Below are 11,671 nucleotides of genomic sequence, written 5' to 3' on the forward strand. Positions count from 1 at the left end.
TACCGAACAGGAAAGCCGGATTTGTGAGATGGACGCGTCGCTCGGAGGCGACTTACCGTCGAGGACATGGCTGCTTCGACCACCGCTTTCGCGCTGGCCACCGAAACCTTCTGGGCCGACGCCGACAAGCACCTCGCGTGCCACGGCGCCGAGTTCACCCCCGAGATCATCAACCGCGCCGCGGGAAGTTTCCTGTTCGCCGCCGACGGCCGGAAGATCCTCGACTTCACCTCCGGCCAGATGAGCGCGATCCTCGGCCACTCTCACCCGGAGATCGTCGAGACGGTCCAGCGGCAGGTCGCCACCCTCGACCACCTCTTCAGCGGCATGCTCAGCCGCCCGGTGGTCGACCTCGCCAGACGGCTGGCCGGTACGCTGCCGGCGCCACTGGAGAAGGTACTGCTGTTGACGACCGGCGCGGAGTCGAACGAAGCGGCGATCCAGATGGCGAAGCTCGTCACCGGCAGAGACGAGGTCGTCTCGTTCGCCGGGTCCTGGCACGGCATGACGCAGGCTGCGGCGTCCGCCACTTACGGTGCGGGCCGCAAGGGCTATCGCCCGGGTGCGCCCGGGAACTTCGCCCTCCCGGTGCCGGACGCTTACCGGCCCGATGTCACCGCAGCCGACGGCTCGCTGGACTGGCAGCGCCAGCTGGACTGTGCCTTCGAGCTGATCGACGCGCAGTCGGCCGGCAGCCTGGCCGCGTGCCTTGTCGAGCCGATCCTCAGCTCGGGCGGCATCATCGAGCCCCCGGCCGGCTACTTCGCCGCGCTGCAGGCCAAGTGCCGGGAGCGCGGCATGCTGTTGATCCTGGACGAGGCCCACACGGGGCTGTGCCGTACCGGGACCTGGTACGCGTTCGAGCGTGACGGTGTCGTCCCCGACATCCTCACGCTGTCCAAGACGCTGGGTGCGGGGCTGCCCCTCGCGGCGGTGGTCACCAGCGCCGAGATCGAACAGTCGGCGCAGGAGCGCGGGTTCCTGCTCTTCACCACGCACATCGCCGATCCGCTGGTGGCCGCGGTCGGCAACACCGTCCTCGACGTCCTGGTCCGCGACAAGCTCGACGAGCGCGCGCAGTCGCTCGGCGCGTTCCTCCGCGACGGCCTGGAGAACATTGCCGGCCAGCACGAGGTCGTCGGGGACATCCGCAGCCGGGGTCTGCTGGCCGGACTCGAACTCGTCGTCGACCGCGAGTCGAAGCAAAGTTCGAGCGAGTTGGGCGCGCGGGTCACCCGGCGCTCCCTCGAACTCGGCCTGCATATGAACGTCGTCCAACCGCCGCACACAGGCTCGGTCCTGCGGATGGCACCGCCGCTGACCGCCACGCGGGACGAGCTCTCGCTCGGCTTGACCATTCTGGACAAGGCGATCGGCGACGCCCGCGCCGCGCTCTGAGACATCGGCCCACCGCGCGGCGCCTCCAGGGGGACGCCGCGCACTTCGGCCGGTCGGGCGCGCTCAACCTCGGCCAGCGGGCCGCAGAGCCCGGCCAGCGGTATCCCCTCTCACCCGTCGAGTGCGGAACGCAGCAGCGCCGCAGCTGCCGCCAGTTCGCCCGCGGCGCACTGTTTCTTCGCTTCGGCGACGCAGCACGGATACGGCCGCAGACGGGGGTTGGCCGTTGGCCCCCAGACGGCGTCGAGGCGTTCTCCCACGGTGACAGGGCGCCCGCGTCGCAGGAGAGCGCACTGCCAGCACGGTGCGTGCTGCGGCGAGCTCCGGCGGGTCCAGACCAGCGGTGCGGCCCTCGCCTTCGAACCACGGGCTCATGGAGAGAAAGTCATCCCAGAGGAGAGCCGCACCCGTCACCCCCAGCAGCCGGCGGCGTGACGGTCGGCTGGCGGGTCATCGGCGGTGGCGAGCGGATGGGCTGAAAATGGCCACTACTCCTCCTTCACCGAGGCCTCGTAACGCACACGAACCGCGAGGTTGTTGTTGACCGTGTAGTACGGCCGCACCGCGTGGGCGGTGCCGTCGGGGCTCGCCACGTGCCGCGATGGGTAGCTGAAGACGTGCTTCTTGTCCGGGATGTCGTCCAGGATCCGTGCGAGGCGGACCGGGTCCTCGGAGTCGGAAGGCCGCAGCCACAGGTCCCACACCTGGCGCCCGGGCAGCAGGGAGTTGAAGGGCAGTACGGCAGCGAATCCGCGCTGGGGGTGCTGTGGGCCGGGGGTGTGCTGCGGTGCGGTTTCCCTTCCGGGGTGTTCCTCCTGGTCCGGGCGCACCGGTACGCGCACTGTCGGGGCTGCCGGGTCGCGGGGGTGTGCTTCCAGGCAGGCGGTGGGGGAGAGCTGCGCGCCGTAGAGCGTGCCGTGCAGCGCGATGGTGGCGTCGTCGATGCGCAATGTGCCGGCTTCGGCATGCGGTCGCCGCACCCAGGTACGGATGGTGAGGTTGCCGTATTTGGTGGTGTAGGGGATCCGGACGCCGAGCCATGCGTGTGCGTCGAAGAGTGCGCCGCCGACGAGGGAGCGCAGGTCTGGTATTCCGGGCAGCAGTCGTTGTGGTGGTTCGCCGGTGCGGGCGAGGTAGACGTCCCAGCGTCCCTCGCGCAGCCATGTGGTGGCGGGCAGCGTGGCGCGCAGCCCGCCGTCCGTTGCCGCACGGGCGAGCGGCAGGCTGAGGGAGGCATCGGGGCCGTGATGGTGGCGCAGGCGCAGGAGGACGGCGGCGTGCTCGTCCGCCTCGGGAGCTGCGGCTTTCTTGCCGGTTTCGTCGGAGAGCCGCACGTCGAAGGTCAGGCTTCCGTCGCTGTGGGCTGTGCAGTCGGCGCGCGGGCGTTGGAGCTTGCGGCCGGGGGGTGAACTGACGTCTGGCGTGGATGCCGCTGCTGTGTCGAGGGACGGGTGAATCATGCCCGTGCTCCTTCCAGAGCGTGCCCCACACCCAGGCGTACGGTCTCGCGGGCCGCGTAGGCCCCGCCGAGGAGGGTGCCGCGTGCTCGGCGCAGTGCGCCGGCGGGGCGGCCGGCCAGCGAGGTCAGCAGGTCCTCATATCGGGCGGCCACATCCGCGGGGTCGAACCGTGCCGACGCGGTCAGTGCGGCCCTGCCCATCTCCACACGCAGCTGGTCGTCGTTGATCAGGCGCAGCAGTGCGCCGGATATCGCGCTCACATCGCCGGTGGGGGCCAGGAGTCCGTCCTGGCCGTTGCGGATGATCTCGCCTGGCCCGTGCGGGCAGTCGGTGGCCACCACGGGAAGACCGCACCGCATCGCCTCGACAATCGTCATCCCGAACGACTCCAGGCTCGAAGTGACGGCGCAGATCGATCCCTTGACCCATTCGGCCTCGATGGGATGCGCCGAGCCCATCAGGAAGACGTGGTTGTAGAGGCCGAGTTCATCGATGAGATTTCTCAGCTTGCCTCGCTCGCGGCCGTGCCCGTAGATGCGCAGCCCCCAGTCCGGGCGCTCGCGCACGACGTCGGCGAAGGCGCGGATGAGCACGTCGTACCGCTTGGCCGGGGCGAGCCGGCCCGCGGCCACGACCCATTTGCCGCTGCCGTCGGAGGGCGTGACCTGCGGTTTGGGCACGCTGTTGGGCAGCCCCTCGATGCGTACGCCCGGCAGCCGCAAGGTCTTGCGGTAGTCCCGGGCGTCCGCCTCGGTCACCGTGGTGACCGCGTCCAGTCGCGGATAGACACGGCTGAGCAGAAGCTTCATCCGCGCCGAATGCGTGGCCAGGGTGAGGTGTTCTTGTCCCACACGCACCGGGCCGCGGCGCGTCTGCCGGGCTACATGCACATTGAGGCCGGGCCGGGTGCCGAGGACCACGTCGGCCTCCGTGCCGGCCAGGTATGCACCGATCCGCCGGTCGGTCAGCGCGCTGTGCCGGGCGTACTGGCCATCGGCGCTGGGGAAGACCCGGGCAGGCTGTGCGTGTTCGGGATCGGCGCCGTCATACGTCGGACTGCGCCGACGCATGTCCACCAGCGACCTGACCCGGACGCCGTTGCCCGGCTCGAAGAACGGCTTGTCCCGGTACCGGAAGACGGATACGACCTCCACCTCGTGCTGCTCGGCGAGCGCTTGCGCCAGATTGAAGGTGGTACGGACCGTGCCACCCATCCCGTACGCGCTGAAGATCAGAAACGAGATGTGCATTGTTCCCCCTATGTCCCTATTTTTTGGTCGCGTCCCATCGCGACTCGCGGTAGCAGTTGGACGAGGCTTCGGCAGGCCCCGCCCGTCCCCTCCAGAACGGGACGATGTCCACGGTTCGGGAGCAGGCGGCCCCACGGCCCGTCTTGACGACGGTGAAGGCCCGTGCACCCCGCAGAGGCGTCTCCCGGTCGGGTGGGAGGCACCCCTTGCGGGGTGGGATGCGGGTTTACTGGAGTACCTGCTCGGTGGTGTCGTTCCAGCAGGTGGCGGTCGAGTTGTCGATGAGGGTGAGGTCGACGCGGCTGGGGGCGGTGACCTTGCCGCCGCCGACCGGTATAGGGAACTGGGCGTCCGGGTAGCCGTACTGGTCGCAGTGCGTGCTGCCGCTGTTGGTGGCCTTCAGCGGAATGACCGGGGCACTGCCACCGGTCTCCTGGAGACTGACGGGGACCTTGCCGACAGTGCACGCGGCGCCCTTCGCGCCAGAGGTCCCGCCCCCTGTCGGCTTGTCCGCCCCGTTGCCGCTTTCCTTGTTGCCCTGCGCACCGCCGTTGCCCGTGGAGCCGGAGTCGGAGTCGGCCGGGCCCGATTCGTTCCCCCGGAGTCCTTCGACGCCCCGGCGGAGGACGAGGATCCGGCGTCGCGGTCCATGCCGCCGTCGCGCTGGCAGGCCGCCCGCGAAACCGCAGCGGCGGCAGCGACAGCCACGAGCCGGACGGCACGGACGGCGCTGCCAATGGCTTTCATGAGGTCCCCCATGGGTGTCGGATGCGGTGCCCCACGGAATCGGGGCTTCAGGCGTGGGCGCCTGGCATCTTCCAGTGGAGTTGCCGAAGATCATGAGCCGACGACGCCTGTCACTTAGTGACTATGTCACTAAGTGACAGGCAGTGCAAGTTGCCCCCGCCGAGGTGGACAACTCCCCGCGAGGACACCGACTTCGGGAACCCGCCCCCAGTGAGTACCGGTTCCGCAGTCCGGAAACCGGGGAACTGAGCCCGATCGTGCTGTTGAGAACCCGCCGTTGAACCTCAAGATCCGCACGTGCCAGCTGATCGGTTCGGCTCGTCGAACCTCACGACCGGACACATGGAGTGAAGAGGCAGGCGCCTTCCAGGCAAGAGGCTCGACCGCGGTAACGACTACGCGCCCCACTCCATGAGCTATCCGGCCGCGCTCACAGATGCTGTTTGAGCTGGCATCGGGAGTCACTTACTGTCATTCTGGCACCGGGTGGGCAGGGGTGTATACGGAGCGGGAGAGGGCTGGGGTGGCATCGACCAAGCGCAGCGGGATGAGTGAGCAGCGGCGGCATCGGTTGCGGCTGGAGATCTCGCGGGAGGCTGCCCGGCTGTTCTGGGAGCAGGGTGTGGAGGCGACCACCGGTGACCAGATCGCCGAGGCTGTGGGGTTGTCGACGCGTACGATCTGGCGTCACTTCCGCAGCAAGGAGAGCTGTGCCGAGCCCATCGTGATGCAGGGTGTGGAGTGGGAGATGTCCATGCTGCGCAGCTGGCCTGCGGAGCGTTCTCTTGAGGAGCATCTGTCTGCGGAGTCCATGAGGTATGCCCGTGAAGCCGGCGATGTCGAGCGTGCCGACGACGCGCTGGCGATGAGGATGATCAGGCTGGCGGATACGGAGCCGTGCGTGCGCACTGCCTGGCTGATGGCCTGTGACCAGGTGGAGCGCGAGATGGCGGAGATCTTTGCGGTGCGGCTCCAGCTTCCGGCCGGCGACCTCCAGGTGCGCCTGCACGCTGCGGCGGCCTCGGCTGCTTTGCGTGTCATCAATGAGGACATAGGTGCCGCCCTTCTGGTGGGCGCCGATCCCCGCACATTCGCCGACGCTCCCGAACGAGTCGCCCACGCTGTCCGCAACGCCACCGGAGGCGCGGTGGGAGACCCCGTCACCCCGTAGAACGACACTCCTCCACCGGCAAGTTCGTCCCCCAGTCGTAGTCGGCTGTTGCTGCTGGTCGGGGTGCTGTTTCCAAGTGCAGCGAGCGGGGCCAGGGGATGTGCCGGTGCCTGCCCGTGGTGCGGTGACCGCGCACTGGTCCGGGCCGCACTTGTCCTTCGTGCTTGGGAAGCACGACCCCCGGCCCCTTCCGGAGCGGAGCACTTCCGGGTACACGATTGCGTTCCTGTCACTTAGCGACGTATTGTCGCTTGAAGACAGGGCAGGTGTGACGAGACGTCGCCCGTCGATCTCGGGCGACCTCTTGAGTGCCCGGCGGTCTGGAGGTACGGAAACCCGCCGCAGCGAGTGCTGGACGAAGTGCCTCGGCGTCACCGTTTTCGCCGACGCCGGCTCCCAGGAGTTTGCACGCGAAGACCTCTCCGCTCACGGCGTCTGAGCCGACACGATCCGCACGGCCGTCGGCGGAGTCGCCGCCTGCGCTGCCGACCACGTCACCCGAGGCGTCAACCCCGCAGCACACCGCCCCAACTGGAGCAGATCAGAGGAGCTGCCGTATGCCCGCCATCCCGCGCGAGATCCCGCATATCGCCGTCGAGGAGTTCTTCGGCGCGCCCGTCCGCGTCGGCGCATCGATCTCGCCCGACGGTGCCAGGATCGCCTACCTGGCACCGTGGCGGGAGCGGCTCAACATATGGGTGGAGAGTGTCGATTCGGATCGGCCGGATGTGGGGGAGGCGCGCTGTGTCACTGCGGATGACCACCGGGGTGTGCACGTCTATCACTGGTCGGACGATCCGCGTTGGTTGCTCTACGAGCAGGACAGCGACGGCGAGGAGAACTGGCACATCTACCGGGTCGATCTGGAGGACCCCGATGCCGAGGCAGTCGATCTCACCCCCTTTCCCAGGGCCACGGTGGCGGGTTTCGAGGCGGCTGCCTCCCGTCCTGGCAAGGCGCTTGTCCATCTGAACAGCAGGAACCCCGCTGAGTTCGACCTCCATGAGCTCGATATCGCCACTGGTGAGCTGACGATGCTGGCGCAGAACCCCGGCCAGACCGCAGGCTGGATGCGGGCGCCTGATGGCGCCGTGTACTCCCAGACGTGGAAGGCCGACGGTGACATCGAGTTGGCGCGGTGGGATACCGGGACAGATGCATCGTGCGAGGTCACTACGTTCGACGGCTCCGACTACCCGTTGGGTATCAGCCCGTTCCAGCTCACTTCGGACGGTACTGGTGTGTGGCTCGGCTCCAACCGCGACAGTGATCTGACCCGGCTGGTCCGGCTCGATCTGGCCACCGGGGAGGAGACCGAGATCGACAGCCACCCCACCCTCGACATGGACACGCGTTCCATGGTCTTCCCCACGCTGCCGTCGCCGCTCATCTGTGACCGGCGTACCGGAGAGCCGATCGGGGTGCGCTATCGCGGTGAGCGGCAGGTGATCCAGGCGCTGGATCCGCATTTCGCCGCGGTGCTGGAGAATCTGGAGGCGCTGTGCGAGGGCGACTTGGCCGCTGTCTCGTCCGATGTGAGCGGTCAGCGCTGGGTGGTCAGTTTCACTCATGACCGTGACCCCGACGTCACCTATTACTACGACCACTTAACGGGGGAGAGCCGGCTGCTGTTCCGGCCCTTTCCGCACCTGGACCCCGAGGTTCTCGCCCCCATGGCGCCGGTCACGTTCCCCGCCCGCGACGGGCTGGGCCTGCCCTCGTATCTGACGCTGCCTGTGGGGGTCGAGCCGAGCGGGCTGCCGTTGGTGCTGCTGGTTCACGGGGGTCCGTGGGCCCGGGACAGCTGGGGCTACCACCCCGTCGTGCAGCTGCTGGCCAACCGCGGCTACGCGGTGCTCCAGGTCAACTTCCGCGGCTCGATGGGCTACGGCAAGGCGTTCCTCAAAGCCGGTATCGGCCGGCTGGCGGGGGCGATGCACGACGATCTCATCGACGCCGTCGACTGGGCCGTCAAGGAGGGATACGCGGACCGGGACCGCGTCGCCATCTTCGGCGGCTCCTACAGCGGTCACGCCGCCCTGGTCGGCATCACCTTCACGCCTGATGTCTTCGCTGCGGCGATCGATGTCTGCGGCATCTCCAACCTCGTCACCTTCCTTGAGACAGTGCCGGAGTTCGCGCGGCCCGACCTGGTCAACAACAGGTACCTCTACGTCGGCAATCCGGACGATCCGGAGCAGGAGGTGGAGCTGCGGGCCCGCTCGCCGATCAGCCGGGTGGATGAGATCCGCACCCCGCTGATGGTGGTCCAGGGCGCCAGCGACGTCCGCGTCGTCAAAGCAGAATCCGACCAGATCATCGACGCGCTCCGCACCCGCGGCGTCGAAGTCGAATACCTCGTCAAGGACGACCAAGGTCGCGGCTTCGTGAATCCGGACAACAACATCGACGTATACCGCGCCGCTGACCGCTTCCTCGCCCGCCACCTGCGCGGACAACCGGACACGGAGTAGCGGGTGCCTCATGGGCAGCGCGGCCCGCAAGCCGGCCGCACCGTCGGCGTCGCGCGCTCGCCGCACCTGACGACGGCGTCGTTCCCCGGCCTGCTGCGGCTCGACGCGGATCCTGAGCCCTAAAACTCACAAGAAGCGGGCATCAATTGACAGGCAATCGGTCTCATTTCAGACCCTGGTTCAGCGATAGAGTGAACGAGATTTGTGGGTGCCTAAAGTAAAGTCGGAGAGCAGGCCCTCGACGGTTCGTCGTGCTGAGCACGACCCTTAAGGCGTTGGTCAGGTAGGTGCAGACATGGCGCCCCCCTTCGCATCGCAGATACAAGGACGGGAAATTTGTCCAGCAAGCAGGAACGCAAAACTCGCCCGGAAACCGACCAAGAAGAGGATGTGGCACCCTCCGACCCGGAGCAGCGGAGTGCTTCCGCGGATTCCGCTGCGGAAGCGTCGTCGAAAGCTGCGGACGTGGTCGATGCCATCGACGAAGTCCTCGATGAGTTTGATGATCTGACGCTTGTCGAACTCGGATTCCAAAAAGATGAATTAGTGGACCCCGCCCTGATAGACGAGGCCATCAGGAAAAAGGTTGAGGGGTACCGGCAGAAGGGCGGGCAGTAGTCGATGGCCAGGATGGCATCGAAGCCCGTGCTGGTGCTCAACGGAGAAGGGCTTGGCCAGCATTTCGACCTTGCAAGTGAGCTGCTCGCCACGGGCGTTGAGGTCGTTTTCCGTAGTATCGAGGAACTTGCCATCGACATCAGACCGGGGGGAGTCCGGGTCCGCGAGACGGTGAACGGGCGGGATCTGGCCGACTTCGGTCTCGTGCAGGTCCTGGCCTTCCAACGCCCCACCGCGACCCTGTTGAATGCGGTCGCGGACTACCTCGCCGCCAGAGGTGTCCGCGCCGTGAATGTCGCAGGAATCGGCGCGCCGACCAGGTTGTTCAAGTACGTCCGGCTGGGCAACCGAGGACTGTCCATACCCTCTACGGTCTACCTACCGCCGCGATTGCTCCTGGGCGCCTATCACGATCTGGCCGCGCAGCTTGATCTGCCGTTCGTGTTGAAAGCTGTCACGGGCGGCAGAGGTGGCAGGACGAGCCTCGTCAGTAGCGAAGCGGCGTTTATCGAAAAACTCCGGGGTGCCGACCGCACACGCGGGTTCCTCGCTCAGGAACTCGTGCCGCCTGATGGTTCGTATTTCCTGCTCGTGTTGGGAGGTCACGTCGCGTTTGCGGTGCAGTATCGCAGCGGTGGTGGCGGCGATCTGCTGGCGAAATCAGGCTGGGACGACGCCACTGTCGTCGACCTGCAAAGGCTGGATCCGGCGGCGCAGGGGACGGCTGTGCAAGCTGCGATGTCATTGGGCTACGACATCGCCGGAGTCCACCTCGTCCGGCATTGGACGACCGGGCAATGGTGTGTCCTGAACGTGAGCCCGAACCCACCGATCGGCAGCGGTGGGCACACAGCCGACAAGGTCAGCGCATACTCGGCATACTTGAAAAGACGACTAACCGATCCTGAGCAAACGGATGCCGACGGCTTGCTGGATCCCGATGTCACTGGGTTGCGGCTGGACTGATACTCCAGTTGCAGTTCGCTATCGCCTCTGGTCGGGAGCCTGTTTCTGAGTGTAGTTGGCTGACTGGCCGTCATGTGGCGGGAGTTCGTGACCGGCGATGCGGGACTTGTAGTAGCAGCGCATGGCGGCGGCCTGGTGTCGGCGGCGCCAGCAGGACCACCTCGGTGCCCGGTCGACGTGGCGACGCTGGTGGTGGGCCGTCCCGGAGCGCCGAGCTGCCAGGAGCCCGCGGATTTCTGCCAGGCTGAGCGGGGCGAGGGGTGATCCGTTTCTGCGGCCCCTTTCGCTTCCGTCCTGGGCGGTCATGGCGGCGAGGAAGGCGTGAGTGAGCATGGCCAGGGTGATGTGCCAGTACCAGTCCGTGTAGCGGCGGACTTCGTACTCGTCCAGGCCGCACTGGTTCTTCGCACTCTGGAAGCACGACTCGATGGCCCAGCGGCTGCCGGCGACCTTGACCAGCTGGTCAACAGTAGTGCTGCTGGGAGCGTGGGCCAGGTAGAAGGCGATCTCATCCGGTCGGGAGATGCTGCGGCGTGCCCATCACCCACCGGCGGTGGGAGGGCTCGTCACCGTCGAAGAACGGGACGGCCGGCAGCTGGGCAGCCGCCCAGTCATGGACGCGCGGGCCCTTGGCACCGTCACCACACGAGAGCCGTTCCCAGGCGTCGTCAGGGGCATCGCCGATGAGCTGGTCGATGCGCCAGCACCCGGCGAGGGACTTGACCTGCCGTGACTTCGGGACGGCGACGACGTATCCGAGGCCGGCCTCCTCGATCATGCGGCGGAAGTGCCAGTCCTGGCCGTAGAGCGCGCCCCCGGTCACCCAGGAGACCGGTAGCGGCGAGGACAGGGCCCGGGTGACCAGAATGCGGGCCGGCTCGGTCTTGGTCGCGAAACCACGGCCGCCAGGCACCCTCGCCGCCCGGCACCGTTCACGGTCGGATATCCAGGACTTGGGCAGGTACAGCTCCCTGTCCACCAGAGTCCTGACCTTCGACCAGGTGTAGGCGGCGAACACCGCGACCTGGCAGTTCTCGGTACGACCCGCCGTGCCCGAGTACTGCCGCTGGACACCGGCCGAGGTGTCGCCCTTCTTGAGAAAGCCCGTCTCGTCGATGACGAGAACACCGCTCTCCTCGTCAAGCGGTTCCGCGACGTATGCCTGCACGTCGTCACGGACCTCATCAGCATCCCACCGGGCCCGGTTGAGGAGGTTCTGGAGCCCGTGAGGTCCGCTGTGACCGGCATGCTCGGCGAGTTGCCAGCTGCTTTTCGCCCCACCGGCCCGAGCAGAGCCCGCACGTAGTCCGTAGTCCCGCATGCGCCGCCGCAGATCAGCCCGGCCGAACCGGTGACCGACCCGCAGCGGCACCTCCTCAAGCTCCCCGGCCCACACGTCAAGGCGCACATCATCTTGCGTGATCAGAACAACAGTGATCACGCATCGCCGGTCACGAACTGCCGCCAAATGACGGACGGCCAGTCAGCCAACTACACTCGGAGCAGGCCCCTGACCAGCGGCGATAGCGAACTGCAACTGGAGTACTAACCCTGTCGTCAACCATCATCGGCTCTCATTGGATCCGA

9 protein-coding genes and 1 pseudogene are annotated in these 11,671 nt (G+C 67.3%); 5 read left to right on the top strand and 5 right to left on the bottom strand.

The annotated features are described in order from the left end of the window. Positions 1 to 66: 66 nt before the first annotated feature. On the top strand, positions 67 to 1,398 hold the full coding sequence (locus ITI46_RS01020) for an aspartate aminotransferase family protein (RefSeq protein WP_209237201.1): 1,332 nt from the start codon (positions 67 to 69) through the stop codon (positions 1,396 to 1,398). A gap of 110 nt (positions 1,399 to 1,508) precedes the next feature. Here ITI46_RS01020 and ITI46_RS01025 read toward each other — a convergent pair whose 3' ends face one another. From ITI46_RS01025 to ITI46_RS01040, 4 genes are all read right to left on the bottom strand, one after another. Next, complete coding sequence (locus ITI46_RS01025) at positions 1,509 to 1,658, bottom strand: hypothetical protein (RefSeq protein ID WP_209237202.1); 150 nt, start codon at positions 1,656 to 1,658, stop codon at positions 1,509 to 1,511. A gap of 228 nt (positions 1,659 to 1,886) precedes the next feature. After that, on the bottom strand, positions 1,887 to 2,858 hold the full coding sequence (locus tag ITI46_RS01030; protein ID WP_209237203.1) for a hypothetical protein: 972 nt from the start codon (positions 2,856 to 2,858) through the stop codon (positions 1,887 to 1,889). Continuing rightward, positions 2,855 to 4,108: a glycosyltransferase family 4 protein gene (locus ITI46_RS01035; RefSeq protein WP_209237204.1), complete on the bottom strand. Its 1,254-nt coding sequence runs from the start codon at positions 4,106 to 4,108 to the stop codon at positions 2,855 to 2,857. Before ITI46_RS01035 ends, ITI46_RS01030 begins: the two co-directional genes overlap by 4 nt. Positions 4,109 to 4,334: 226 nt before the next feature. Continuing rightward, on the bottom strand, positions 4,335 to 4,949 hold the full coding sequence (locus tag ITI46_RS01040; protein ID WP_209237205.1) for a hypothetical protein: 615 nt from the start codon (positions 4,947 to 4,949) through the stop codon (positions 4,335 to 4,337). A gap of 429 nt (positions 4,950 to 5,378) precedes the next feature. Here ITI46_RS01040 and ITI46_RS01045 point away from each other — a divergent pair, with 429 nt between their 5' ends. From ITI46_RS01045 to ITI46_RS01060, 4 genes are all read left to right on the top strand, one after another. Then, entirely contained in the window at positions 5,379 to 6,026 is a 648-nt protein-coding gene (locus ITI46_RS01045) for a TetR/AcrR family transcriptional regulator (protein ID WP_307808008.1), read from the top strand. Positions 6,027 to 6,583: 557 nt separating this feature from the next. After that, a complete protein-coding gene (locus ITI46_RS01050; protein WP_209237206.1) occupies positions 6,584 to 8,500 on the top strand; it encodes a S9 family peptidase in 1,917 nt (638 codons plus the stop codon). Between the two features lie 336 nt (positions 8,501 to 8,836). Continuing rightward, positions 8,837 to 9,118 carry a hypothetical protein gene (locus tag ITI46_RS01055; RefSeq protein WP_209237207.1) on the top strand — a complete coding sequence of 94 codons (282 nt, stop codon included), beginning with the start codon at positions 8,837 to 8,839 and terminating at the stop codon, positions 9,116 to 9,118. A gap of 12 nt (positions 9,119 to 9,130) precedes the next feature. Next, positions 9,131 to 10,084: a hypothetical protein gene (locus ITI46_RS01060; RefSeq protein WP_209237208.1), complete on the top strand. Its 954-nt coding sequence runs from the start codon at positions 9,131 to 9,133 to the stop codon at positions 10,082 to 10,084. Between the two features lie 254 nt (positions 10,085 to 10,338). On the opposite strand, the pseudogene ITI46_RS01065 reads toward ITI46_RS01060, so the two are convergent. Continuing rightward, positions 10,339 to 11,492 (bottom strand): annotated as a pseudogene (locus ITI46_RS01065) (IS701 family transposase); the annotation flags it as partial. Between the last annotated feature and the right edge of the window lie 179 nt (positions 11,493 to 11,671).

Origin of the sequence: Streptomyces oryzae (assembly GCF_017676365.1) — a bacterium.
Classification (GTDB): domain Bacteria; phylum Actinomycetota; class Actinomycetes; order Streptomycetales; family Streptomycetaceae; genus Streptomyces; species Streptomyces oryzae.

Bases quoted from the DNA above. Each gene is read 5' to 3' on its own strand.
- ITI46_RS01020 (WP_209237201.1), top strand. From the start codon at position 67: ATGGCTGCTTCGACCACCGCTTTCGCGCTGGCCACCGAAACCTTCTGG.
- ITI46_RS01030 (WP_209237203.1), bottom strand. From the start codon at position 2,858: ATGATTCACCCGTCCCTCGACACAGCAGCGGCATCCACGCCAGACGTC.
- ITI46_RS01035 (WP_209237204.1), bottom strand. From the start codon at position 4,108: ATGCACATCTCGTTTCTGATCTTCAGCGCGTACGGGATGGGTGGCACG.
- ITI46_RS01040 (WP_209237205.1), bottom strand. From the start codon at position 4,949: ATGATCTTCGGCAACTCCACTGGAAGATGCCAGGCGCCCACGCCTGAA.
- ITI46_RS01050 (WP_209237206.1), top strand. From the start codon at position 6,584: ATGCCCGCCATCCCGCGCGAGATCCCGCATATCGCCGTCGAGGAGTTC.
- ITI46_RS01060 (WP_209237208.1), top strand. From the start codon at position 9,131: ATGGCATCGAAGCCCGTGCTGGTGCTCAACGGAGAAGGGCTTGGCCAG.